Annotated in this window: 20 protein-coding genes and 1 riboswitch; of the genes, 8 read left to right on the top strand and 12 right to left on the bottom strand. The window is 69.5% G+C overall.

Annotation, left to right across the window (positions count from 1 at the left end; all coding sequences use genetic code 11):
- Positions 1–177 precede the first annotated feature (177 nt).
- The 6 genes from ACZ7M3_RS06040 to ACZ7M3_RS06015 all read right to left on the bottom strand — a co-directional run bounded on the left by ACZ7M3_RS06040 (position 178) and on the right by ACZ7M3_RS06015 (position 7461).
- Positions 178–1191, bottom strand: a complete 1014-nt coding sequence (locus tag ACZ7M3_RS06040; RefSeq protein ID WP_472061189.1) for a ribonucleotide-diphosphate reductase subunit beta — start codon at positions 1189–1191, stop codon at positions 178–180.
- Positions 1191–3608 (bottom strand): ribonucleoside-diphosphate reductase subunit alpha, encoded by a 2418-nt coding sequence (locus ACZ7M3_RS06035; protein ID WP_472061187.1) that lies wholly within the window; start codon positions 3606–3608, stop codon positions 1191–1193. Before ACZ7M3_RS06035 ends, ACZ7M3_RS06040 begins: the two co-directional genes overlap by 1 nt.
- Positions 3609–3728: 120 nt before the next feature.
- Positions 3729–3867, bottom strand: a riboswitch (cobalamin riboswitch).
- 52 nt (positions 3868–3919) lie between these two features.
- Entirely contained in the window at positions 3920–4426 is a 507-nt protein-coding gene (locus tag ACZ7M3_RS06030) for a GNAT family N-acetyltransferase (RefSeq protein ID WP_472061185.1), read from the bottom strand.
- 265 nt (positions 4427–4691) lie between these two features.
- A complete protein-coding gene (gene mctP, locus ACZ7M3_RS06025) occupies positions 4692–6302 on the bottom strand; it encodes a monocarboxylate uptake permease MctP (RefSeq protein WP_472061183.1) in 1611 nt (536 codons plus the stop codon).
- Positions 6299–6580 (bottom strand): DUF3311 domain-containing protein, encoded by a 282-nt coding sequence (locus ACZ7M3_RS06020; protein ID WP_355307375.1) that lies wholly within the window; start codon positions 6578–6580, stop codon positions 6299–6301. Before ACZ7M3_RS06020 ends, mctP begins: the two co-directional genes overlap by 4 nt.
- A gap of 116 nt (positions 6581–6696) precedes the next feature.
- Positions 6697–7461: a GntR family transcriptional regulator gene (locus ACZ7M3_RS06015; protein WP_054228140.1), complete on the bottom strand. Its 765-nt coding sequence runs from the start codon at positions 7459–7461 to the stop codon at positions 6697–6699.
- Between the two features lie 425 nt (positions 7462–7886).
- Here ACZ7M3_RS06015 and ACZ7M3_RS06010 point away from each other — a divergent pair, with 425 nt between their 5' ends.
- From ACZ7M3_RS06010 to ACZ7M3_RS05995, 4 genes are all read left to right on the top strand, one after another.
- Positions 7887–9173: an extracellular solute-binding protein gene (locus tag ACZ7M3_RS06010; RefSeq protein WP_472061181.1), complete on the top strand. Its 1287-nt coding sequence runs from the start codon at positions 7887–7889 to the stop codon at positions 9171–9173.
- 1030 nt (positions 9174–10203) lie between these two features.
- Positions 10204–11190 carry a carbohydrate ABC transporter permease gene (locus ACZ7M3_RS06005; protein WP_067368693.1) on the top strand — a complete coding sequence of 329 codons (987 nt, stop codon included), beginning with the start codon at positions 10204–10206 and terminating at the stop codon, positions 11188–11190.
- Positions 11187–12035: a carbohydrate ABC transporter permease gene (locus ACZ7M3_RS06000; RefSeq protein ID WP_472061179.1), complete on the top strand. Its 849-nt coding sequence runs from the start codon at positions 11187–11189 to the stop codon at positions 12033–12035. The genes ACZ7M3_RS06005 and ACZ7M3_RS06000 overlap by 4 nt, the downstream gene beginning before the upstream one ends.
- A 9-nt stretch (positions 12036–12044) precedes the next feature.
- On the top strand, positions 12045–13556 hold the full coding sequence (locus ACZ7M3_RS05995; RefSeq protein ID WP_472061177.1) for a glycoside hydrolase family 3 protein: 1512 nt from the start codon (positions 12045–12047) through the stop codon (positions 13554–13556).
- Positions 13557–13671: 115 nt separating this feature from the next.
- Here ACZ7M3_RS05995 and nagB read toward each other — a convergent pair whose 3' ends face one another.
- Positions 13672–14457, bottom strand: a complete 786-nt coding sequence (gene nagB / locus ACZ7M3_RS05990; protein ID WP_472061175.1) for a glucosamine-6-phosphate deaminase — start codon at positions 14455–14457, stop codon at positions 13672–13674.
- A gap of 327 nt (positions 14458–14784) precedes the next feature.
- Between nagB and ACZ7M3_RS05985 the strand changes: the two genes are divergently transcribed.
- Both ACZ7M3_RS05985 and ACZ7M3_RS05980 read left to right on the top strand, forming a co-directional pair.
- Positions 14785–15861: an SIS domain-containing protein gene (locus ACZ7M3_RS05985; protein WP_452968219.1), complete on the top strand. Its 1077-nt coding sequence runs from the start codon at positions 14785–14787 to the stop codon at positions 15859–15861.
- A gap of 466 nt (positions 15862–16327) precedes the next feature.
- The gene (locus ACZ7M3_RS05980; RefSeq protein WP_054228133.1) at positions 16328–17794 is read left to right on the top strand and encodes a sensor histidine kinase; all 1467 of its coding nucleotides are present in this window, start codon (positions 16328–16330) and stop codon (positions 17792–17794) included.
- Positions 17795–17987: 193 nt separating this feature from the next.
- Here ACZ7M3_RS05980 and ACZ7M3_RS05975 read toward each other — a convergent pair whose 3' ends face one another.
- Together ACZ7M3_RS05975 and ACZ7M3_RS05970 are read right to left on the bottom strand one after the other, a co-directional pair.
- Positions 17988–18245 (bottom strand): WhiB family transcriptional regulator, encoded by a 258-nt coding sequence (locus tag ACZ7M3_RS05975; protein WP_006380970.1) that lies wholly within the window; start codon positions 18243–18245, stop codon positions 17988–17990.
- A gap of 317 nt (positions 18246–18562) precedes the next feature.
- The gene (locus tag ACZ7M3_RS05970; protein ID WP_351309780.1) at positions 18563–19531 is read right to left on the bottom strand and encodes a diacylglycerol/lipid kinase family protein; all 969 of its coding nucleotides are present in this window, start codon (positions 19529–19531) and stop codon (positions 18563–18565) included.
- 158 nt (positions 19532–19689) lie between these two features.
- Between ACZ7M3_RS05970 and ACZ7M3_RS05965 the strand changes: the two genes are divergently transcribed.
- A complete protein-coding gene (locus ACZ7M3_RS05965) occupies positions 19690–20139 on the top strand; it encodes a hypothetical protein (protein WP_095852667.1) in 450 nt (149 codons plus the stop codon).
- Positions 20140–20195: 56 nt separating this feature from the next.
- Here ACZ7M3_RS05965 and ACZ7M3_RS05960 read toward each other — a convergent pair whose 3' ends face one another.
- The 3 genes from ACZ7M3_RS05960 to ACZ7M3_RS05950 all read right to left on the bottom strand — a co-directional run bounded on the left by ACZ7M3_RS05960 (position 20196) and on the right by ACZ7M3_RS05950 (position 22231).
- Positions 20196–21299 (bottom strand): RNA polymerase sigma factor SigF, encoded by a 1104-nt coding sequence (locus tag ACZ7M3_RS05960; protein WP_472061173.1) that lies wholly within the window; start codon positions 21297–21299, stop codon positions 20196–20198.
- Positions 21296–21709: an ATP-binding protein gene (locus ACZ7M3_RS05955; protein ID WP_054228129.1), complete on the bottom strand. Its 414-nt coding sequence runs from the start codon at positions 21707–21709 to the stop codon at positions 21296–21298. The genes ACZ7M3_RS05960 and ACZ7M3_RS05955 overlap by 4 nt, the downstream gene beginning before the upstream one ends.
- 261 nt (positions 21710–21970) lie before the next feature.
- Entirely contained in the window at positions 21971–22231 is a 261-nt protein-coding gene (locus ACZ7M3_RS05950; RefSeq protein WP_054228128.1) for a UBP-type zinc finger domain-containing protein, read from the bottom strand.
- A gap of 61 nt (positions 22232–22292) precedes the next feature.
- Between ACZ7M3_RS05950 and ACZ7M3_RS05945 the strand changes: the two genes are divergently transcribed.
- A complete protein-coding gene (locus tag ACZ7M3_RS05945; RefSeq protein ID WP_393012512.1) occupies positions 22293–23888 on the top strand; it encodes a Na+/H+ antiporter in 1596 nt (531 codons plus the stop codon).
- The last annotated feature ends 4 nt before the right edge of the window (positions 23889–23892 follow it).

Raw genomic sequence — 23892 nt, 5'->3', positions numbered from 1 at the left:
ATAGCCACGCCCGAAGAACTTTGCCGCCCCATAGGGGGTCCATGGACGGTGCATGGACGGCCCATGGACGAGACGCGGTGATGCCGGGCCGCGACATGCGGCCCGGCATCACCGGTGTCGTACCGTCAGAAGTCCTCGTACCGCCGGAAGTTCCCGTCCGTCAGAAGTCCTCGCCCGTCAGAAGTCCTCGTCGAAGCCGACCGAGCCCTCCACCGCCACCTGGTACGCCGAGGGGCGGCGCTCGAAGAAGTTGGTCAGCTCCTGGACGCCCTGGAGCTCCATGAAGGAGAAGGGGTTCTCGGAGCCGTACACCGGGGCGAAGCCGAGACGCTGGAGACGCTGGTCGGCCACGCACTCCAGATACTGGCGCATCGAGTCGGTGTTCATGCCCGGCAGACCCTCACCGCACAGGTCGCGCGCGAACTGTAGCTCGGCCTCGACGGCCTCCCTCAGCATGTCGGTGACCTGCCGCTGGAGCTGGTCGTCGAAGAGCTCCGGCTCCTCCTTGCGCACGGTGTCCACCACCTCGAAGGCGAAGGACATGTGCATCGTCTCGTCGCGGAACACCCAGTTGGTGCCGGTGGCGAGACCGTGCAGCAGACCCCGGCTGCGGAACCAGTAGACGTACGCGAAGGCGCCGTAGAAGAAGAGGCCCTCGATGCACGCGGCGAAGCAGATGAGGTTGAGCAGGAAGCGACGCCGGTCCGCCTTGGTCTCCAGACGGTCCAGCTTCTCCACCGAGTCCATCCACTTGAAGCAGAACTCGGCCTTCTCGCGGATCGAGGGGATGCTCTCGACGGCGTCGAAGGCGGCGGCGCGGTCCTCCGGGTCGGGAAGGTAGGTGTCCAGCAGGGTCAGATAGAACTGGACGTGCACCGCTTCCTCGAACAGCTGCCTGGAGAGATACAGGCGCGCCTCGGGGGAGTTGATGTGCTTGTAGAGGGTCAGCACGAGGTTGTTCGACACGATCGAGTCACCCGTCGCGAAGAACGCGACCAGCCGGCCGATCATGTGCTGCTCGCCCTGCGAGAGCTTCGCGAGGTCGGCCACGTCCGAGTGGAGGTCGACCTCCTCCACGGTCCAGGTGTTCTTGATGGCGTCCCGGTAGCGCTCGTAGAAGTCGGGGTAGCGCATGGGGCGGAGCGTGAGTTCGAAGCCCGGGTCGAGCAGGTTCTTCTCGGTAGAGCTCATTACTGGCAGGCCTCGCAGGACTCGGGGTTCTCAAGGGAGCAGGCGACGGCGTCCTCGTCGGGGATCGCCTGTAGGGGGATGGTCTTCTCGGGCCGGGCCTGCGCCTGGGCGGCGCGCGCGATACGGGTCGCCGGGCGGGAGCGCAGGTAGTACGTCGTCTTCAGGCCCGACTTCCAGGCGTACGCGTACATCGAGGAGAGCTTGCCGATGGTCGGCGTCTCCAGGAAGAGGTTCAGGGACTGGGCCTGGTCCAGGAACGGGGTGCGGGCGGCGGCCATGTCGATCAGGCCGCGCTGCGGGATCTCCCAGGCCGTGCGGTACAGGTCGCGGACGTCCTGCGGCACCCAAGTGAAGCCCTGTACCGAGCCGTTGGACTCGCGCAGCGCCTCGCGGGTCTGCGCGTCCCACACGCCGAGCTTCTTCAGCTCGTCCACCAGATAGGAGTTGACCTGGAGGAACTCACCGGAGAGCGTCTCGCGCTTGAACAGGTTGGACACCTGCGGCTCGATGCACTCGTAGACACCCGCGATGGACGCGATGGTGGCGGTGGGCGCGATGGCGAGGAGGAGGGAGTTGCGCATGCCGACCGCGGCGATACGTTCCCGCAGGGCCGCCCAGCGCTCCGGCCAGGTCAGCTCCACGCCGTAGTGGTCGGGGTGCAGGACGCCACGGGCCGTACGGGTCTTCTCCCAGGCCGGGAGCGGGCCGCTGCGCTCCGCGAGGTCGACCGAGGCCTCGTACGCGGCGAGCATGATCCGCTCGGCGATCCGGGTGGAGAGGGCCTTGGCCTGCGGGGAGTCGAAGGGGACGCGCAGCTTGAAGAAGACGTCCTGCAGCCCCATCGCGCCGAGGCCGACGGGCCGCCACTTCGCGTTCGACCGGCCGGCCTGCTCGGTCGGGTAGAAGTTGATGTCGACGACACGGTCGAGGAAGGTGACGGCGGTACGGACGGTCTCGTCCAGCCGCTCCCAGTCGATGTCCCCGTCGACCACGAAGGCGCCCAGGTTGACCGAGCCGAGGTTGCAGACCGCCGTCTCCCCGTCGTCCGTGACCTCCAGGATCTCGGTGCAGAGGTTCGAGGAGTGGACGGTGTGGCCCGGCTCCGCCGTCTGGTTGGCGGTGCGGTTGGCGGCGTCCTTGAAGGTCATCCAGCCGTTGCCGGTCTGCGCGAGGGTACGCATCATGCGGCCGTAGAGGTCACGGGCCGGGATGGTCTTCTTGGCGAGGCCGGCCGCCTCCGCCCTGCGGTACGCCGCGTCGAACTCGTCGCCCCACAGGTCGACCAGCTCGGGCACGTCGGAGGGCGAGAAGAGGGACCACTGCCCGTCGGTGTCGACCCGGCGCATGAACTCGTCCGGGATCCAGTGCGCGAGGTTCAGGTTGTGTGTACGGCGGGCGTCCTCACCGGTGTTGTCGCGCAGCTCCAGGAACTCCTCGATGTCGGAGTGCCAGGTCTCCAGGTAGACCGCGGCCGCGCCCTTGCGCCGGCCGCCCTGGTTCACCGCGGCGACCGAGGCGTCGAGGGTCTTCAGGAACGGGACGATTCCGTTGGAGTGCCCGTTCGTACCGCGGATGAGCGAACCGCGCGAACGGATCCGGGAGTACGAAAGTCCGATGCCACCCGCGTGCTTCGAGAGGCGGGCCACCTGGTGGTAGCGGTCGTAGATGGAGTCCAGCTCGTCCAGCGGGGAGTCGAGGAGGTAGCAGGACGACATCTGCGGGTGCCGCGTACCGGAGTTGAACAGCGTGGGAGAGGAGGGGAGGTAGTCGAGACGGCTCATGAGCCCGTAGAGCGCCGCGACCTCGTCCAGGGCCCGGTTCCCCGCTTCTGAATCGAGCGCAGTGTCCTCGGCCAGGCCCGACGCCACGCGCAGCATGAAGTGCTGGGGCGTCTCGACGACCTTGCGGGTGATCGGGTGCCGGAGCAGATAGCGGCTGTGCAGGGTGCGCAGGCCGAAGTAGCCGAAGCGGTCGTCGCCGTCGATGTCGATCAGCGCGTCCAGCCGGGCCGTGTGCAGCCGGACGAACTCCGCCGTGCGGTCGGCGATCAGGCCCTCGCGGTGACCCGTGGCGATCGACCCGGAGAAGGACGTGACGCCCTGCGAGGCGGCCTCCGCCGCGATGCTGATCGTCAGCAGCCTGGCCGCCAGCCGGGAGTAGACGGGGTCCTCGGAGATGAGGCCCGCGGCCGCCTCGGTGGCCAGTTCGCGCAGCTCCGTGTCGTCCGCGTGCGCGGACCGGCCGCGCAGCGCGGCGGCGGCGACCCGGCCGGGGTCGGCGTCGGGGAGGTCGGCGGTGAGGTCGGTCAGGGTACGCAGCAGCGTGGTACCGGGACCGTCCGTCTCCACCAGGACCTGCTTCCGCTCCTGCTGTGCGAAAGCGGTAGCTGAAGCCGGGTCGGCTGGCGCGATGGTCACTTGGGGCTCTCCCTCGCTCGGCACGGGGCCTGGCGGAGGGCAGGGCAGCTCACGAGCGCACACGGCGTCGCGTCCACCGACCCATTCCGCGAGGCCCGGACGTCATGCACCCGGGCCGGATGGCCGGGCGCGCTGTCGGCAGGTCCTCGGACTGACGCGAGTACATGGGCGCGGATGTGCGAACACGTACAAGTACACCGTTGCGGGACAGTTCCGGATTTGCACCGGATTCCCCTGCGGCGACAGCGAGCATGAGCATACATCTTGTGTCGGGCTGCGGTGACACCACCAGATGTTGTGTCGTGCCGGTGTCAGAGTGTCAACTCATAGGTGAGGAGAGTGATGTCGTCGAGGTCCGGGAGCGGGTTCCAGTCACGGTCGGGGGTGCGGGTGAAGCCGAAGCGTTCGTAGATGCGGTGGGCGGCGTGCATGGTGCGCTGGGTGGAGAGCACGACGCGTACGCAGCCGGCGGTGGCGCGTGCGTGGTCGACGCAGGCGCGGACGAGGGTCTCGCCGACGCCTCGGCCGCGGGACTCGCGTGCGACGGCGAGCATGCGGATCTCGGCTTCGCCGGGGCGGGCCAGGTCGGCCATGGGGCCGCCGCGCGGTACGAAGGTCACGGCGCCGAGGACGTGGTCGTGGTCCACGGCGACGAGGACCTCCGCGGCGGTGGCTCGTTTCGCCACGTCCCGCAGTTCGCCGAGGTACTCGTCGCTCTCCCCGAAGTCGAGCAGGCCGTCGCCGAGGTAGGCCTGTGCGGTGATCTCGCCGATGCGGGCGTATTCGTGGGGGTGGGCCTGTCTGATGCGGATGTCCATGCCGGCGTGTGTGCAACACGGTGCGCGCTTCTTCGGCTGCGGGTGGGTGGGGGCTTGGCGCGCCCCGCGGCGGAGCCGCATATATACACAGCCCCGCGCCCCTGGGGCACGGGGCTGCGCCCCGGTGCCCCATCGCCCCATCGGCCTCGTTCTCACACGCCGGACGGGCTGGAGGCTTTTAGGGGCGCGGGGAACTGCGCGACCAGCCCCCACCCACCCGCAGTCAACACACGCACCCGGGGACCTGGGGGCGGAGCCCCCGGGCTCAGTGGGTGGAACCGGCCGTGGCCGGGGGAAGCTCCGCCTCGACGCCCGGGTCGCCCGCGTCCGCCGTGTAGTCCTCCGGAGACGTCTCGTCGACGCCGTCCGGCGCGTTGAAGGCGCGGAGGGCGAAGGTGAGGACGACGCTGACCACGACGTTCAGGACGAAGGCCGTCAGACCGATGTAGCCGATCTCCCCGATGCCCGGGATCTCCTTCGAACTGCCACCGAAGTGCTTCTGGGTGGGAGAGGCGACCCCGTACGCGGCGAGCGTGCCGTACAGCATGCCCACCGCCCAGCCCCCGAGCAGCGCCCAGCGGTGGAACCAGCGGGTGAACAGGCCACCGACCAGTGCCGGGAAGGTCTGGAGGATCCAGATGCCGCCCAGGAGCTGGAAGTTGATCGCGACCGTCTTGTCCATCGTCAGGACGAAGACCAGCGCGCCCACCTTCACAAGGAGCGACACCAGCTTGGAGACCCTGGTCTCCTGCTGCGGGGTCGCGTCCGGCTTGATGAAGTCCTTGTAGATGTTGCGGGTGAAGAGGTTCGCGGCCGCGATGGACATGATGGCCGCCGGCACGAGCGCTCCGATGCCGATCGCCGCGAAGGCCACCCCCGCGAACCAGTCCGGGAACATGTTCTCGAAGAGCTGGGGTATGGCGAGCTGGCCGTTGGTGACCTTGACCCCGGCCGCGATCGCCATGAACCCGAGCAGGGCGAGCAGCCCCAGCATCAGGGAGTAGAGCGGAAGGATCGTGGTGTTGCGGCGGATCACCTCACGGCTGCGGCTGGAGAGCGTCGCCGTGATCGAGTGCGGGTACATGAACAGCGCGAGCGCCGATCCGAGCGCGAGCGTGGCGTACGTCCACTGGCCCGCTTGGGCGGGCACGAGCCCGCCCGCCCCCGCCGCCGTGTACTTGTCGCTCGCCGCCTTGAAGATCTCGTCGAACCCGCCCAGCTTGATCGGGATGTAGATGATGGCCACCGCGATCACGATGTAGATCAGGGTGTCCTTCACGAACGCGATCAGGGCGGGCGCCCGCAGCCCCGAGGAGTAGGTGTACGCGGCCAGCACGCCGAACGCGATGAGGAGCGGAAGGTCCTTCACGAACCAGTTCGTGTTCTCGCCGCCGCCCACGCCCATCACGTCCAGGACGGCCTGGATGCCGACCAGCTGGAGCGCGATGTACGGCATGGTCGCGAGGATGCCGGTCACGGCCACGGCGAGGGACAGGCCCTTCGAACCGAAGCGCCCGCGCACGAAGTCCGCGGTCGTCACGTACCCGTGCTTGTGGGAGACCGACCACAGGCGGGGGAGGAACGTGAAGATCAGCGGGTAGACGAGGATCGTGTACGGAACGGCGAAGAAGCCGGCCGCGCCCGCCGCGTAGATCGCCGCCGGTACGGCGACGAAGGTGTACGCCGTGTAGAGGTCGCCGCCGAGCAGGAACCAGGTGACCCAGGTGCCGAACGACCGTCCACCCAGGCCCCATTCGTCGAGGCTCTGCTCGTCGGCCGCTCTGCGCCAGCGCGCGGCCAGGAAGCCCATGACCGTGACGGCCAGGAAGAAGAAGATGAAGACGCCGAGCGCGACGCCGTTCACGCCGTCCTTCACTTCGCCGCACCCCCGCCCTGGGACGCGCGGGCGCGCTGGTCACGCTGCCACAACTGGTACGCGGTCACGGTGAGCGCCGTGGACACGAGCACCCACAGCATCTGGTACCAGTAGAAGAACGGGATGCCGATGAACGCCGGGTCGGTCTTGGCGTAGGAGCCGACCCACAGCATCGCCACGAACGGGGCTATCAGGCACAGGGCGATGACCACCCGGATCGGTGTCACCACCGGCGGTTCGACCTTCGGCGCGTCTGGCACCTCTGACACGTCTGACATACGGCGACTCCGTCCCCTCGCTGTTCACCTGTGCAATGCGCAGGCAATCTAGGCGACGGTGTCAGCCGTGCGGAACCCCTCGTCCGTATCTCGGTCCGGGCAACGTGGCAGGTGCGCTACTCCTGCGGGCGCTTGAGCCGTGCCACGAACTTGTACCGGTCGCCCCGGTACACCGACCGCACCCACTCCACCGGCTCGCCCTGCCGGTCCAGCGAGTGCCGGGAGAGCATCAGCATGGGCAGTCCGACGTCGGTGCCCAGCAGGCCGGCCTCGCGCGGGGTGGCCAGCGAGGTCTCGATGGTCTCCTCGGCCTCGGCGAGATGGACGTCGTACACCTCGGCGAGCGCGGTATAGAGGGACGTGTACTTCACCAGGCTGCGGCGCAGGGCGGGGAAGCGCTTCGCGGAGAGGTGGGTCGTCTCGATGGCCATCGGCTCGCCGCTCGCGAGGCGCAGCCGCTCGATGCGCAGCACCCGGCCGCCGGCCGAGATGTCGAGCAGCTCGGCGAGGGTGTCGTCGGCGGTGATGTAGCCGATGTCCAGGAGCTGCGAGGTGGGTTCAAGGCCCTGGGCGCGCATGTCCTCGGTGTACGAGGTGAGCTGGAGCGCCTGGGAGACCTTGGGCTTCGCGACGAACGTTCCCTTGCCCTGGATGCGTTCGAGGCGGCCCTCGACGACCAGTTCCTGGAGGGCCTGGCGCACGGTCGTGCGCGAGGTGTCGAACTCGGCGGCGAGGGTGCGCTCGGGCGGGACGGGCGTGCCGGGCGGCAGTGTCTCCGTCATGTCGAGCAGGTGCTTCTTGAGGCGGTAGTACTTGGGCACGCGCGCGGTACGGATGGGGGCCCCACCCTCGTTCTCCGCACTGCTGACGTCGGTGCTCATGCTCTGCCTTCCCGGCTCCGGGTGCCGAAGCGACCGACATCCCGTCGGCCACGGCTCACATCGTGGCACGGCTTCGTGTGCGAGTGTCCCCCCGCACGCTCCGTGATCCCCTCTATATACCGTCGGCGTACCCGTTGGTCTAGTCCATAGTGTGGACTCGGGTCGACCGAGAGGCGCGTGAGGCCGCTGAACCGCCCCGCCGTTTATGCCACTTACCTACTTAAAGGTCCTTGCATATGTAGGTCCCATAACGGACGACCGGTCGGGCTTACACACCCTTGACACCCCTCTAGGTCTAGGCCAAGCTCCCCGTACTGGTCTACACCATTGGTCCAGTCCCAGTCCCACGGGCAGTACTCGGCAGCGCTTCGGCATGTGTCACCGCGGTGGGCAGGGGGGTTTATGGCATCCCTGAGGAGGGTGGCGTGAAGCGGAAGCTGGCAGCCGCGATCGGTATCGCGGGCATGATGGTCTCCATCGCGGCGTGCGGGAGCAGCGACAACAAGTCCGGGGGGTCGGACAAGGGCGCGGACGCCAAAGCACTGACCGTCTGGCTCACGGTGGACGCGCAGAACAACTGGCCCGAGCTGGTGAAGGCCGCCGACGCGGCGGTGCAGAAGGCGCACCCGGGCGTCAAGATCAACCACGAGTACTACGGCTGGCCGGACAAGAACACCAAGCTCGACGCGGTCCTCGCCACCGACAAGGCGCCCGACGTGGTCGAGATGGGCAACACCGAGATGCTCGGCTACATGGTCAAGGGCGCCTTCGCCCCCGTCGACGCGTCGAAGCTCGACAACTCGGCCGCGTGGCTGGACGGCCTGAAGGCCTCCGTCACCTACGACGGCAAGACCTACGGCGTGCCGTACTACGCCGGTGGCCGCGTCGGCAACTGGCGCAAGGACGTGGCGGCTTCGGTCGGTGTCAAGACGCCGCCGAAGACGTACACGGAGCTCATCTCCGACCTGGACAAGATCCAGAAGAAGGAGGGGAGCAAGTTCAACGCGTGGTACCAGCCGACGCGTGACTGGTACGCCGCGATGTCCTTCGTCTACGACGCCGGCGGCTCCATCGCCAAGGACGAGGGCGGTCAGTGGAAGGCGAGCCTGTCGTCGCCCGAGTCCCTGAAGGGGCTGAACGAGTTCAAGACGATCGTCGACAAGTACATGCACGGCGACAAGACCAAGGACGAGTCCGACCGTTACATCGTCTACGGGCAGGGCAAGTCCGCCATGATCTTCGGCGCGGCCTGGGAGGGCGCGACCGCCGAGGACCCGAAGAGCGACAAGACCGGCAAGCTCAAGGGCAACCTCGAGAACTTCGTGATGCCCGGCCCGTCCGGCAAGAACCTCCCCGTCTTCCTCGGCGGTTCCGACCTCGCCGTCCCGGTGAAGTCCAAGGCGCAGGCGCTCGCCGCCGAGTGGATCAACGCCTTCACGGGCTCCGCCGGTCAGAAGGGTCTGATGGCCAAGGGCAACCTGCCCAACAACAAGACCGACCTCGCCACCCTCAAGAACGACCCGGCGACCGTGGTTCCGGCCACCGCGGCCGAGTCCAACTGGTTCGTGCCGATGGCTCCCGGCTGGGGCCAGGTCGAGAAGGCTCAGGTCCTGCAGACCATGCTGCAGAACATCGGCACCGGCAAGAAGTCGGTCGAGGCCGCCGCGAAGGACGCGGACGCCGCGATCGACAAGGTCATCAACACCAAGTGACGTGAGCGCGGGGAGTGGTGGGACCCCGGGGCACGTCCGGGGCTTCACCCGGGGTGCGTCCAGGGTCTACCCAGGGCCCGCCCCGGGTCCGCCCGGGGTGCGCCTGCGGGGGTACGTCCGAGGACGTCCGGGGCGATCCCGGGATGTTCCCGGGCGCGCCTGCCGGGACCCTCTTCGGGTCCGGGTTCCTGCCGCTTCCCGTACGACCATGCGGGTCCCGGCGACGTACGACCGTGCGAGGCCGGGCCGCGTACGACCGCGTGGGTCCGGCCGGTCTACGACCCGGGCGGCCCCCGACCGGAACCGACCGCACCAGATTCGGATTACGCACGACCCGAAACGGACTTGGACCGGACTCGCACCGGACTGGGACCGGACCGGACCGGACCGGGCAGGGCGGGGAAGGGCAGAGCGGGGCAGGACCGACCGGGCCGCCCCGCGCACGACCGAGAGGCCCCGCCCCGGCGAGCGCCCCGCGTACGACCGCGGGGGCCCGCCCCCGTGCACGACCTGCGCGGGCTCGGCCCGTGTGCGACCGCGGGGGTCCGCCCTTGTGCACGACCCGCGTGGGGTTCGAACTGCGCACGACCGTGCGGGGTTCGGACCGCGTTCGGCCGAGAGGGTCGGCCCCGGTGGGCGACCTGTTCGGGGTGGGCCGTGTGCGACCCGTGCGGGGTTCGGACCGTACACGACCGTGCGGGGTTCGGGCCGTGTGCGACCCGTGCGGGGTTCGGACCGTGCACCACCGTGCGGGGTTCGGGCCGCGTGCGACCTGGGTGGCTTTCGCCCGGATGTGACCGCGCCGGGTTTGGACCCTGTACGACCGCGAGGGTCCGCCCCGTGCGCGATCGCGAGGGTCCGCTCCCGCGCAGACCGTGCGGAGCCGGGCCGCGTACGACCGTGCGAGGCTCCGGCCGCGTACGGCCCGGGCGGTTTTCGCCTGTGTTCGACCGTGTGGGGCCTGCCCCGCGTACGACCCCGTGCGGGGCTTCGACCACGTACGACCTGAGGGACCGCTGAGGAGCGCGCGATGAGTGCCGCAGACACGACCACCCCCGCCAAGGTGCCGCCGCCGCGGCAGGCACCGCCACCGGCCGTCCCCAAGGCGCCACGCAGAAGGCGGACCTCGGGCGGAGCGGCGGTCCCCTGGGCCCTGCTCGCGCCCTGTCTGCTGATCCTCGCGCTGGTCATGGGCTATCCCCTGGTCCGCCTGGTCACCCTCTCCTTCCAGAAGTTCGGGCAGTCCCAGCTGTGGGGCTTCCAGCCGGCCGAGTCGGTCGGCTTCGACAACTTCGGCAAGGTGCTGGGCGACAGCGAGTTCTGGACGGTGGTCGTCCGCACGATCGTCTTCGCCGTCGGGTCCGTCGTCTTCACCATGGTCATCGGCATGCTGATCGCGCTGCTCCTCCAGCGCGTCTCGGGCTGGGTGAAGACGCTGATCAACATCGCGCTGGTGGCCAGCTGGGGCATGCCCATCATCGTGGCCACCACCGTCTTCAAGTGGCTCTTCGACTCCGACTACGGCGTCTTCAACGCGCTGCTGAGCAAGCTGCCGGGCGTCGACATGATCGGCCACAACTGGTTCGCCAGCGGCCCCCAGGGACTGGCCGTGATCATGCTCCTGGTGGTGTGGGGCGCGGTGCCGTTCGTCGTCATCACACTCAGCGCGGGGCTGACCCAGGTGCCGAGCGAACTGGAGGAGGCGGCCCGGCTGGACGGCGCCGGCGCCTGGGGCGTCTTCCGTTACGTCACGCTCCCGATCCTCAAGCCCATCGTCGTGATGCTCACGACGCTCTCCGTCATCTGGGACATGGGCGTCTTCCCGCAGGTCTTCGTGATGCGGGGCGGCCACCCGGAGGCGGAGTTCCAACTGCTCACCACGTACTCCTACGACCGCGCCTTCGTCGTCAACGACTACGCGCAGGGGTCGGCGATCGCCCTGCTGACCGTGCTGTTGCTGCTGGGCGTGGTCGCCGTGTACATGCGTCAGATGCTGCAGATCGGAGAGGTCGAATGAGCACCCTCGCCACGGCGGGCCGGCGCCGAGGGAAGTCCAAGCTCGGCTGGAACCTCCTCGGCCTCCTCGTCTTCGTCACCGCGGGCTTCCCCGTCTACTGGATGCTGAACACGGCGTTCAAGCCGGCGAAGGACGCCATCGACCCGGACCCGAGCCTGTTCCCCACGGGGCTCACGCTCGACAACTTCCGTCGCGCGCTGGACATCGCGGACTTCTGGGGCCCCGTCGGCCGCAGCCTGATCGTCTCCCTGTCGGTCGTCGTGATCGGCGTCATGGTGGGGATGCTGGCCGCACTGGCCATCTCCCGCTTCGCCTTCCGCGGCCGCAAGATCGTGATCGTCGGCATCCTCGCGGTCCAGATGATCCCGCTGGTCGCCATGATCATCCCGGTCTTCCTGCTGCTCAACGACCTGAACCAGTACGACAAGCTCACCGGCCTGATCATCACGTACCTGACCTTCATCCTCCCTTTCACGGTGTGGACGCTGCGCGGCTTCATCGTCAACATCCCGAAGGAGCTGGAGGAGGCGGCCATGGTCGACGGCTGCTCGCGCACCGGAGCCTTCATACGGGTGGTCTTCCCGCTGCTCGCGCCCGGCATGGTCGCCACGTCCGTGTACGCGTTCATCCAGGCCTGGAACGAGTACCTCTACGCCCTGATGCTCATGAGCCAGGAGCACCAGACCGCCACCGTCTGGCTCGGCAACTTCACCACCAAGCACGGCACCGAGTACGCCCCGATGATGGCCGGCGCCACGATGATGGCCGTGCCGATCGTCGTGCTCTTCCTCATCGTCCAGCGCAAGATGGCCGCGGGGCTGACCGCGGGCGCCGTGAAGGGATAACGCCCCCCGATGACGACACTCGCCAGTGGTACGACCGCGTCCTCTTCCGACCAGAACGGCTTGGCACGCGACGCGCTCACCGTCCTCCAGCCCGGCTTCACCGGAACCACCGCCCCCGACTGGCTGCTGCGCCGCCTCGGCGAGGGGCTGGCGGCCGTCGGCCTGTTCGGCCGGAACATCACCTCTCCCGAACAACTCGGGGCCCTGACCGCCCAGTTGCGCGCGGAGCGCGACGACGTCCTGGTCGCCATCGACGAGGAGGGCGGCGACGTCACCCGCCTCGAGGTCCGCGCCGGCTCCTCGTACCCCGGCAACCACGCGCTGGGCGCGGTCGACGACGTGGAGCTGACGCGGGAGGTGGCCTCGGCACTCGGCCACCGCCTCGCGGCCTGCGGGGTGAACCTGAACTGGGCCCCCTCCGCGGACGTGAACTCCAATCCCGACAACCCGGTCATCGGCGTACGGTCCTTCGGCGCCGACACCGACCTGGTGGCCCGGCACACCGCCGCCTACGTCACCGGGCTCCAGTCCGCGGGCGTCGCGGCCTGCACCAAGCACTTCCCCGGCCACGGCGACACGGCGGTCGACTCGCACCACGCGCTGCCGCGCATCGACGCCGGCCTGTCGGTCATCGAGGCCCGCGAACTCGCCCCGTTCCGTGCCGCGATCGCCGCGGGCACACGCGCCGTGATGAGCGCGCACATCCTGGTCCCGGCGCTGGACCCGGACCGCCCGGCCACTCTCTCCCGCCGCATCCTCACCGGCCTGCTCCGCGAGGAACTCGGCTACGACGGCCTCATCGTCACCGACGGCATGGAGATGCAGGCGATCGCCGGGACGTACGGCATCGAGCGGGGCAGCGTCCTCGCCATCGCGGCCGGCGCGGACGCGATCTGCGTGGGTGGCGGGCTCGCGGACGACGAGACGGTACGGCGCCTGCGTGACGCCCTCGTCACGGCGGTGCGCACCGGTGAACTCCCCGAGGAGCGCCTCGCGGACGCGGCGGAGCGGGTACGGGCGCTGGCCCGTTGGACGGCGGCGGCCTCCGCGGCTCCGCCGGCCGCCGAGCGGGAGCCGGCCGACGTGGGGCTCGTCGCCGCCCGACGCGCGCTGACGGTGACACGCGCGCCGTCGTACGAGCCGGTGGACGCGGCGCCGTTCGTCGCCGCCTTCACCCCCGTGGCGAACATCGCCGTCGGTGACGAGACCCCCTGGGGCGTGGCCGCGGAACTGGCCCGGCTGCTGCCCGGCACGGAGACGGGCAGCTTCGCGGGGGAGGGGGCGGCACCGGCTGTCCTGGCCGCCGCGGGCAGCCGCCGCGTCGTCGCCGTCCTCCGCGACGAACACCGGCACCCCTGGATGGCGGCCGCCCTGGACACACTGTTGGGGGAACGCCCCGACACGATCGTGGTCGAGATGGGCATCCCCCAGGCCCCGCCCCGAGGCGCCCTCCACATCGCGACGCACGGCGCGGCGAGGGTGTGCGGCCGGGCGGCGGCGGAGGTCATCGCGGGGGAGTGACGGCCCGCGAGAAGGAGAACCGAGAAGGAGAACGAGGAAGGTGCCGGACCTCAGGGGCCCGGCACCTTCCTCGTTGTCCTTCTTCCCCGCCGTGCCCTTCTTCGCGCCCTCGGGGTCAGATCCCCTGCCAGTCCGGCTTGTTCGCGAACGTGTGCCGGAAGTAGTCCGCCAGCTTCAGCTTGGACGCGGCGGCCTCGTCCACGACGACCGTGGCGTGCGGGTGGAGCTGGAGCGCCGAGGCGGGGCACACCGCGGCCACCGGGCCCTCCACCGTCGCCGCGACCGCGTCCGCCTTGCCCTCGCCCGTGGCCAGCAGGACGAGATGCCGCGCCTCCAGGATCGTGCCGATGCCCTGGGTGATGACGTGGTGCGGCACCTGCTCGATGTCGCCTCCGAAGAACCGCGCGTTGTCGACCCTGGTCTGCTCGGTCAGCGTCTTGATCCGGGTCCGCGAGGCCAGCGAGGAGCAGGGCTCGTTGAACCCGATGTGCCCGTCGGTGCCGATCCCGAGCAGCTGGAGGTCGACGCCACCGGCCGTGGCCAGCGCCTTGTCGTACGCCGCGCACGCGCCCTGCACGTCCTCGGCGGTGCCGTCCGGGCCCATGAACGCGTCCATGCCCAACCCGAGCGGTTCGAGCACCTCGCGCCGCAGCACCGACCGGTACGACTCGGGGTGCTCGGCCGGCAGTCCCACGTACTCGTCGAGCTGGGCGACCCGCGCCCGCGAGGCGTCCACGGCACCGGAGCCGACCTTCGCCGCCAGCGCCTGGTAGATGGGCAGCGGCGTCGAGCCGGTGGCCACGCCGAGCAGAGCGTCGGGCTTGCGCCGGAGCAGCTCCGCCATGGCCTCGGCGATCAGCTCGCCGCCCGTCTTGGCATCGGGAACGATGACAACTTCCACGCTGGGCCTGCCGATCTGGAGAGGGGCTCGCCGGGAACCGCGAGGGAACACATGTGGTGTAGACCAATCTAGCAAAGGAGTTCCACCCGCGGCCCGTCGTCCGTCGCCGGCTTCTCGATGCGTCCAGGCCCACCGCCCGGACGCCCGCTCGCCACCCCCATGAGTAACGGCACACCCGACAAAGTGCTGCCCACAGGCGATGAGATGCTGATACCGATCCTCGAGATCCGCACCGCACGCACCGCACGCACCACCTCGCACCACCTCGCACCACCCCGTACCGGCCCACGGTCGACACGTACGACCGGAACGTTCCCAGGAGGCCCCATGTCCGCCCCTACCCCGGCCCCCCGGACCGACGACGACCGCCCGGGTCGGATCATGGCCCGCGAGATGGCCGAGCAGCCCGACGTGCTGCGCCGGATCCTGGAGGCGGGCGCGCCGCGGATCCAGGAAGTGGCCCGGCAGATCGCGGCCCGCGAGCCCCGCTTCGTCCTGCTCACGGCCCGCGGCACCTCCGACAACGCCGCCCTGTACGCGAAGTACCTGCTGGAGATCCAGCTGGGCCTGCCGTGCGGGCTCACCTCGATGTCGACGACCACGGCGTACGGCGCGCGGCCCGATCTCACCGACGTCCTGGTCGTCACCGTCAGCCAGTCCGGCGGCTCCCCGGACCTGGTCGCCTCGACCCGGGCCGCCCGTGAGGCGGGCGCCCTCACGCTCGCGGTGACCAACAACCCGGACTCACCGCTGGCGGCCGTCTCCGAGTACCACCTCGACATCATGGCCGGACCCGAGAAGGCCCTGCCCGCCACCAAGACCTACACGGCCTCCCTCCTCACCCTCTATCTCTTCGTCGAAGGACTGCGCGGCGGCGACGGAGCCGCGGCCAAGGCGCTGCCCGATCTCGCCGCGCACCTCCTCACCCGCCAGGACGAGATCCGCACGCTCGCCTCCCGCTACCGCTTCGCCGAGCGGATGGTGATCACCTCGCGCGGCTACGGCTACCCCACGGCCAAGGAAGCCGCCCTGAAGCTGATGGAGACCAGCTACATCCCCGCCCTCTCGTACTCCGGCGCCGATCTGCTGCACGGCCCCCTCGCCATGGTCGACAACATCTCCCCGGTCATCGCGGTCGTCACCGACGGCAAGGGCGGCGAGGCGCTCCAGCCCGTGCTCGACCGGCTGCGCGGGCGCGGCGCCGACCTGGTCGTCATCGGCCCCCGGGCCCAGGTGGAGCAGGCCTCGGCCGGGTTCGTCCTGCCCACCGAGGGGGTGGCCGAGGAGCTCCAGCCGATCCTTGAGATCCTTCCGCTCCAGCTCCTGGCCTACGAGGTCACCATCGCCCGCGGCCAGGACCCGGACGCGCCGCGCGCCCTGGCGAAGGTGACGGAGACCCGCTGACCGACGCGTCCCCCGGGCGGGTGGACGAGCCACGGCGATCCGGCCCCGTTCATGAGCCGATCCAGCCCCCACCGGGGGCCGAACCGGGCTAGTCTGCGTGGTGGATGCTGTTGGAAGTTCGATAAAGAGACAACAACAAACATCCGCCGGCGCATGGACGCGGCACGTGGTCTAGTCCACAATGTGCAGGTAAAGCCTTCGATCGACGAAGCGTCGCTTACGGCGAGGCGTCGATCCACACAAGCATCCGTCTTCCCCGCACAGGAAGGCGGACCGAGGAACCGGCGCTCTCTGCCCTGACTGCTCCGGGTCCTCTCCTTCGGCCGACCGGGATCGCACACCCCGCGGCCGTTGCTGCTCCGGGCTGCGGTGCCGGGAGGGTTGAGGGTCCCTCCCAGGCGCCGCGGCCCGCGGGTGTTTTCGGAGCCGGGCCAAACCCCCAGGTACGCTCGCAGATGTGCCCTCCATGAACGACCTCGTCCGCCAGCACACCGCTCTCGGTGACTCCGATCTCGAGTGGTTGCATCTGCTGGTCTCGGAGTGGCAGTTGCTCTCCGACCTCTCCTTCGCCGACCTCGTGCTGTGGGTTCCCACCCGCGACGGCACCCGCTATGTCTCCGTCGCGCAGATGCGGCCCAACACCGGCCCGACCTCGTACCAGGACGACATGGTCGGCCACCTCGTCCCACGGGGCCGCCGCCCGCTGCTGGACGCCGCGCTGGACGAGGGCCGGATCGTGCGTGAGGGCGATCCCGAATGGCGCGAGGAGGTGCCGGTACGGGTCGAGTCCATTCCCGTACGGCGGGAGGGGCGCGTCCTCGGTGTCATCGCGCGCAACACGAATCTCCTCACCGTGCGCACCCCGAGCCGGCTGGAGCTGACGTACCTCCAGAGCGCGTCCGACCTCGCCCAGATGATCGCCGCCGGCTCCTTCCCGTTCTCCGGCCAGCAGGTCGACATGGACGCCTCCCCGCGGGTCGGCGACGGGCTGATCCGCCTCGACGCCGACGGCATCGTCCAGTACGCGTCCCCGAACGCGCTGTCCGCGTACCACCGCCTCGGCCTCGCCTCCGACCTGGTGGGCCACCACCTCGGTGTGACCACCGCGGAACTCGCTCCGTCCCGGGGTCCGGTGGACGAGGCCCTGTCCAAGGTCGCCAGCGGCTGGGCACCCCGCGAGTTCGAGATCGAGAGCGCCGACGGGGTGATCCAGCTGCGCGCGATCCCGCTCAAGCCCAAGGGCACCCGGGTCGGTTCGCTCGTCCTGCTGCGCGACGTGACCGAACTGCGCCGCCGCGAACGCGAGTTGATCACCAAGGACGCGACCATCCGGGAGATCCACCACCGGGTCAAGAACAACCTCCAGACGGTGGCGGCGCTGCTGCGGCTCCAGGCCCGGCGCATCGAGTCGGAGCGCGGTCGTGAGGCCCTGGAGGAGGCCGTACGGCGGGTCGGCTCGATCGCCATCGTGCATGAGACGCTGTCTCAGAACCTGGACGAGCGGGTCGAGTTCGACGAGATCGCCGACCGGGTGCTCGCCATGGTCGCCGAGATCTCGCCCGGCAAGGTCACCGGCCGCCGCACCGGCCGCTTCGGCATACTCGACGCCGAGGTCGCCACTCCGCTCTCCATGGTTCTCACCGAGATCCTTCAGAACGCGCTGGAGCACGGCTTCCGTGAGGGCGACCGGGGCACGGTCGAGGTCTCGGCGGTGCGCGGCGGCACCAGCAAGGAGGCCCGCCTGCTGGTCACCGTCCAGGACGACGGGGTCGGCCTCCCGGAGGGCTTCGACCCGCACCGCTCGGGCAACCTCGGGCTGCAAATCGTACGGACGCTGGTGGAGGGCGAGTTGGGGGGCAGCTTCGACATGGTGGCGGCCCCGGAGCGCGGCACACAGGTCATCCTGGACATTCCGGTACGGGCACACAAGTAGGCGTATCTGACGCACCCACAGGTCGCACATGACGGTGGCAAGTCGCGCATGACAGTGGCCCCGGACCAGAAGGTCCGGGGCCACTGCTTACGTTGCTATGCGCATCGGGGGTACTGCGCGCTGCGGCTCGGGGGCGGGAGATGCGTACTCGCTGTACGCGCCGCCGGGCTCAGGCTCGTTGCGGGGTGGGGTGTCAGGCGGTGGCCTGACGGGCCCGGTTGCGGGCGGCACGACGCTTCATCGCGCGGCGCTCGTCCTCGCTGAGGCCACCCCAGACGCCGGAGTCCTGGCCGGACTCGAGCGCCCACTGCAGGCACTGCTCCATGACGGGGCAGCGGCGGCAGACGGCCTTGGCTTCCTCGATCTGCAGCAGCGCAGGACCGGTGTTGCCGATGGGGAAGAAGAGCTCGGGGTCTTCCTCGCGGCAAACGGCGTTGTGACGCCAGTCCATGGCTGCTACCTCTCCTTGGTATTACATGCACGTTGCTTGTGAATGTGAACGCTTTCACGAATCCCTCAACAAGTGAAGGGCCGACTGTCAGATGACCTGACGTGGTCCTGAGTTTGAGGAGGGGTTCTGGCTCTCTGTGGGGCCGATGTTGCGGGCCGTCCCGAGCGCCACGTAGAGACTCGCAAACCTCAGCGGCGGATACAACCCCTTCTGGAAAGTTTTTTTTGATTCCTCGGTGTCGACTAGGTCACAGCCGTACTTCCATGGGGTGGACCCTGGTCTAAACGTTCGAGTGAAAGGACTTTGGGCCCTTCCGCTCACACAATCACACGCAGTGCACGGCGTACGCCTGTGAACGTCACGCTTGTGCGCAGTCCCAGGTGGTCGCCGTCCATCTGGAGGGGGAGCGGCGCCTTCGAATGCAAGGTGAAGTCGGTCAGGTCATGCAGAGACAGGGCGTGCTTGCCATGGGGTCCGCGCTCGGGGGACGAAGTGAGCAACTGGGTGGCATACCGGGCAGCCGCGCCCGTCGACATGCGGTTGAGGGCGAGTACGTCGAGCCCGGTATCGAACGAAGCCTTAGGTGACGCGTACACCGGACGATTGCCGAGAAACGTCCAGGGCGAGGTGTTGCAGATTATGGACAACACAAGATCGGTGACCGGGTCCTGGCCGGGCCGCTCCAGTGTGATCGTTCCGTGCCTGCGGTGAGGTTCGTCCAAAAACTGACGTGCCACTTGGCGCAAATAGAGGGCGTGGGTGGAACGCTTGCCGCGCTCGCGCTGCTGTTCGACCCGGCCGATCACCCCCGCGTCGAAGCCGAGTCCCGCGCAGAAGGTGAACCAGCGGGAGGGGACGGCTTCGTCCTCGGTGCCAGGGGTGCCCGCGGCGAGACCGAGGCCGATCGTGCGCTCACGGTCCTCTCTGAGCGCGTCCAGCAGGGCGCCGGTGGCCTCGACGGCGTCGTTGGGCAGGCCCAGGGCGCGGGCGAAGACATTGGTGGATCCGCCGGGGACCACCGCGAGGCGGGGCTGGCGGTCCAGGTCGGGGCCGTTGTGCAGGAGACCGTTCACGACCTCGTTGACGGTGCCGTCGCCACCGAGCGCGACCACCAGTTCTATGTCGTCGCTCTCCGCGGCCTGCCGGCCGAGGTCCCGGGCGTGCCCGCGGTACTCGGTCGTGACCACCTCGAGCTTCATCTCGCTCGCCAGCGCGTGGATCAAGACATCGCGCGTGCGCGCACTCGTGGTGGTAGCTGCCGGATTGACCACGAGAAGTGCACGCATGCGATGCAGCGTACCTACCGAGGGGTACCGGTCCCAGACAGAGTTAGGGATCCGGTAAGAGATAGGGACGTGAGTCTCGACACGGTGAGGTGCGGGAGGCGGTGGGGTGGCGGCCGGGGTCGGGCCGGGTGCCGGGGCCCGAGGGATACCCTTCGGGGGTGAGCGCTGAGCAGATCCCCACCCCTGACGCCCCGACCGCAGAGCCCCGTCCCGGACGGCTGACCGCCGCGGCCGCGCTGGCCGCGCTGGAGGGGTTGGTCCTCGCCGTGGGGGGCGTGTGGATGCTGGTCCTGGGGGCCACGGGTGGCTCGGGAGACCGGCAGCAGGGCGTGACCCTGGGGGTGACGCTGATCGTGCTCGCGCTGCTGCCCCTGCTGGCCGCCCGCGGCCTGCTGCTGCGCCGCAGCTGGAGCCGGGGGCCCGCGGTCATCACCCAGATCATGGCGCTGCCCGTCGCCTACAGCCTGCTCCAGGCGGACAGCGTGGCGATCCCCGCCGGAATCGCCCTCGCGGTGGTCGCGATCACGGCGCTGGTCCTGCTCGTCAATTCCGAGACGACCCGGGCGCTGGGCATCCGTGGCCCCGGGGCCGCCGAGGAAACCAAGTAGCTTCGGGTTGCCGGCGGGGTCCCCACCGGTTGCGCCCCCGCTCGGCGGCTGCCCGGTTACTCCTCGACCAGGAGCTTTTCGCGGAGCTGGGCGAGGGTGCGGGCCAGCAGGCGGGAGACGTGCATCTGGGAGATGCCGACCTCCTGTGCGATCTGCGACTGGGTCATGTTGCCGAAGAAGCGAAGGAGCAGGATCCGCTTCTCTCTCGGGGGGAGGTCCTCGAGCAGGGGCTTCAACGACTCCCGGTACTCGACGCCCTCCAGGGCCTCGTCCTCCGCACCCAGCGTGTCCGCGACCGCCGGGGACTCGTCGTCCGTGTCGGGGACGTCCAGCGACAGCGTGGAGTACGCGTTGGCGGACTCCAGGCCCTCCAGGACCTCCTCCTCCGAGATGGCCAGCTTCTCGGCCAGCTCGTGGACCGTGGGGGAGCGCCCGTGCTGTTGCGACAGCTCGGCCGTCGCCGTCGTCAGGGCCAGGCGCAGCTCCTGCAGGCGCCGAGGCACCCGCACCGCCCAGCCCTTGTCGCGGAAGTGCCGCTTGATCTCGCCGACGACCGTCGGAGTCGCGTACGTCGAGAACTCGACGCCGCGCTCCGGGTCGAAGCGGTCGACCGACTTGATCAGGCCGATGGTCGCGACCTGGGTGAGGTCGTCCAGCGGCTCACCGCGGTTGCGGAAGCGGCGCGCGAGGTGCTCGACGAGCGGGAGGTGCATGCGGACCAGCTGATTGCGCAGCTCCGCGTACTCCGCACTGCCGTCCTGCAGCTTGCGCAGCTCGATGAACATCGCCCGCGCGCCGCTGCGGTCCTGCGGGTCGTGCTGGATGTGCTGGATGTGCTGGGCGCTCGGCCCGTGCTGCGTGCCCTGCACGCTCTGCACCCCTGGCTTGTCGTGTCGCTCGTGCTCGCTCATAGTCCCGCCCGTCACCAGCCGCCGCCCTTCCGAGGACGTGCTCGGCGCGGCACCCTCCGGATCCCGTTGCCCGTCGTCCTGGCCGGAGAGGCTCTCCTGTGCGTCCTCCGGGTGCGGCCGGGCCTGTTCGGGGATGCCGTCGACGCCTTCCACCGCGCGCCGCGGCCCGTCGAGGCCGTCGACACGTCCGGCGGGAAGCTCCCGTGTGCCGCGCTCTTCGTCCCGCACCGGCCCTTCCCCGTTCCTCACGCCGGCCCGGGTCCCGCGCCGCGCTGTTTGTAGAGGCTGATCGAAACGGTCTTGTCCTCGGCGACGGTGGAGTCGACCTTGCCCGCGAGCGCCGACAGGACGGTCCACGCGAACGTGTCCCGTGACGGAGCGTGACCATCGGTGGTCGGAGCGGAGACCGTCACCTCGAGCGAGTCGTCGATGAGCCGGAAGACACAGCTGAGCACCGATCCGGGGACGGCCTGCTGCAACAGGATCGCGCAGGCCTCGTCCACCGCGATGCGGAGGTCCTCGATCTCGTCGAGGGTGAAGTCCAAACGCGCCGCGAGACCGGCCGTAGCCGTACGCAGCACCGACAGGTAGGCACCCGCGGCCGGCAGCCGGACTTCCACGAAGTCCTTCGTCGCGGGCTCGCCTGCGATCTGGGACACCCTCACCTCCAAGGTGGTACAAGCTCTTTCGAGCTCTTTTCGGGGGCCGAGGGTCGCCCCCCGGGGTAACGCGCTAGGTGGTTCAGCGGTGACGCTACCGCGCTCCCAACTTTTCTGTCCTGGGGACCCCGCCCCTTGCTGTCACTCATAGTAAGCCTATGAGTACGCACAGTGGCTAGGGGTCTGCGGGCCCAAATAGGAAGAGCGCGCGCCGGGTTGACGTACCCAGGCGTCAGACGGTCGAACCGTCCGGGCCGTGGGTCACGCCAGTACATGGTCGACGAAGCACCAGCGCCAACTTTCACCGGGCTCGAAGGTCCGCATCACGGGATGTCCGGTCTCCTTGAAATGCTCCGTCGCGTGCCGCAGCGGCGAGGAGTCGCAGCAGCCGAGGTGCCCGCAGCTCAGACACAGTCGCAACTGCACCGGATGTGTACCGGCGGCCTGGCACTCCAGGCAGGTCTCGCTCAGCGGCCCGGGTTCGGGGTGCGGCAGCTCGTCGGCGTGCGTGCACTGTTTCATGATTGCCAGGTTACGTCGGGCGTGCGGGATGTCGCGCGAAAACGAGGGCGGGCGGAAGACGATGGACGTATTGCCACTGCTGTTGCTGGTCGCGGGGAGCGCCGCGGTCGCCGGGCTGGCCCGTCGCACCCCGGTGCCGGCGCCGCTGTTGCTCGTCGCGGCGGGCCTGGTCGTCTCGTACGTCCCTGGAGTGCCCGGATACGAACTCGACCCGGAGATCGTGCTCCCGCTGGTGCTGCCCCCGCTGCTGTACACGGCGGCCACCGACAGCTCGTACCTCGATCTTCGGGCGCATATGCGGCCCATCGCGCTGCTGTCGGTGGGGTACGTGCTCTTCGCGACGCTGGCCGTCGGCTGGGCCACCTATCTGCTCGTGCCGAGCCTGCCGCTGCCCGCGGCGCTGGTCTTCGGAGCGGTGGTGGCGCCGCCGGACGCGGTGGCGGCCACGGCGGTGGCGCGCCGGGTGGGGCTGCCCTCGCGGATCACCACGATCCTTCAGGGCGAGTCCCTGGTGAACGACGCGACCGCGATCACCGCCTACAAGGTGGCCCTCGCCGCCGCGGTCGGCGAGGGCGCGACCTGGGCGGGCGGCGTCCGTGAGTTCCTGCTCGCGGCGGTCGGGGGTGTGGTCGTCGGTCTCGTCCTGATGGTTCCGATCCACTGGTTGCGCACGCACCTGAATGAGGCGCTTCTCCAGAACACCCTCTCCTTGTTGATCCCCTTCGTCGCCTACGGGATCGCCGAGCAGGTGCACGCCTCCGGAGTGCTCGCGGTGGTCGTCGTCGCGCTCTACCTCGGGCACCGTGCCTGGGAGGTGGACTTCGCGACCCGGCTCCAGGAAGAGGCGGTGTGGAAGATGGTCGCGTTCGTCCTGGAGTCGGCGGTGTTCGCCCTGATCGGACTCCAACTGCCGGTCGTCCTCAAGGGCCTCGGCCAGTACCAGGGAGCGCAGGCCGCTTGGTATGCGGTGGCCGTCTTCCTGGTCGTGGTCGCCGCCCGCTTCGTATGGGTCTATCCCGCCACCTTCCTGCCCCGGATCCTGTCGGCGCGCGTCCGGGAGCGCGAAGGGGCCCCCACCTGGAAGGGCCCGTTCATCATCGGCTGGGCCGGCATGCGCGGGGTGGTCTCGCTCGCCATCGCCTTCTCCATCCCGCTCACCGTGCACGGTGGTGCCTCCTTCCCCGATCGCAACCTGCTCCTCTTCCTCACCTTCACCACCGTGATCGGGACCCTGGTCGTCCAGGGGCTGACCCTGCCCCCGCTCATCCGACTGCTGAAGCTGCCGGGACGCGACGTCCAGGCCGAGACGCTCGCCGAGGCGAACGCCCAGGCGCAGGCGTCCCGGGTCGCCGAGGAGCGCCTCGACGAACTCCTCACCGACGAGCGCAACGCCTTGCCCCCGCCGCTCGCCGACCGGCTCCGCTCGGTCCTGGAACGCCGCCGCAACGCCGTCTGGGAACGGCTCGGCGCCGTCAACCCGGTGACCGGGGAGACCGCCGACGACACCTACCGCCGCCTGTCCCGCGAGATGATCAGCGCCGAACGCGAGATATTCGTGAAACTCCGCGACCACCGCTACATCGACGACGAGATGCTCCGCACGCTCCTGCGCAGACTCGACCTGGAGGAGGCGGCGGCCTACCGGGAAGCGGCGTGAGGCT

This window comes from Streptomyces sp. NPDC111656 (assembly GCF_055656965.1).
The sequence above is the reverse complement of the archived record's forward strand: the minus strand, read 5'-3'. Positions and strand labels throughout refer to the sequence as shown.

What these genes read in the sequence shown, in the direction of transcription:
- ACZ7M3_RS05985 (WP_452968219.1), top strand. Translation starts at nt 14,785, where the DNA reads ATGTCCGCCCCTACCCCGGCCCCCCGGACCGACGACGACCGCCCGGGT.
- ACZ7M3_RS05950 (WP_054228128.1), bottom strand. Translation starts at nt 22,231, where the DNA reads ATGAAACAGTGCACGCACGCCGACGAGCTGCCGCACCCCGAACCCGGG.
- ACZ7M3_RS06030 (WP_472061185.1), bottom strand. Translation starts at nt 4,426, where the DNA reads ATGGACATCCGCATCAGACAGGCCCACCCCCACGAATACGCCCGCATC.
- ACZ7M3_RS05980 (WP_054228133.1), top strand. Translation starts at nt 16,328, where the DNA reads ATGAACGACCTCGTCCGCCAGCACACCGCTCTCGGTGACTCCGATCTC.
- ACZ7M3_RS06020 (WP_355307375.1), bottom strand. Translation starts at nt 6,580, where the DNA reads ATGTCAGACGTGTCAGAGGTGCCAGACGCGCCGAAGGTCGAACCGCCG.
- ACZ7M3_RS05995 (WP_472061177.1), top strand. Translation starts at nt 12,045, where the DNA reads ATGACGACACTCGCCAGTGGTACGACCGCGTCCTCTTCCGACCAGAAC.
- ACZ7M3_RS06015 (WP_054228140.1), bottom strand. Translation starts at nt 7,461, where the DNA reads ATGAGCACCGACGTCAGCAGTGCGGAGAACGAGGGTGGGGCCCCCATC.
- ACZ7M3_RS05970 (WP_351309780.1), bottom strand. Translation starts at nt 19,531, where the DNA reads ATGCGTGCACTTCTCGTGGTCAATCCGGCAGCTACCACCACGAGTGCG.
- ACZ7M3_RS06005 (WP_067368693.1), top strand. Translation starts at nt 10,204, where the DNA reads ATGAGTGCCGCAGACACGACCACCCCCGCCAAGGTGCCGCCGCCGCGG.
- ACZ7M3_RS05945 (WP_393012512.1), top strand. Translation starts at nt 22,293, where the DNA reads ATGGACGTATTGCCACTGCTGTTGCTGGTCGCGGGGAGCGCCGCGGTC.
- ACZ7M3_RS06000 (WP_472061179.1), top strand. Translation starts at nt 11,187, where the DNA reads ATGAGCACCCTCGCCACGGCGGGCCGGCGCCGAGGGAAGTCCAAGCTC.
- ACZ7M3_RS06040 (WP_472061189.1), bottom strand. Translation starts at nt 1,191, where the DNA reads ATGAGCTCTACCGAGAAGAACCTGCTCGACCCGGGCTTCGAACTCACG.
- ACZ7M3_RS05975 (WP_006380970.1), bottom strand. Translation starts at nt 18,245, where the DNA reads ATGGACTGGCGTCACAACGCCGTTTGCCGCGAGGAAGACCCCGAGCTC.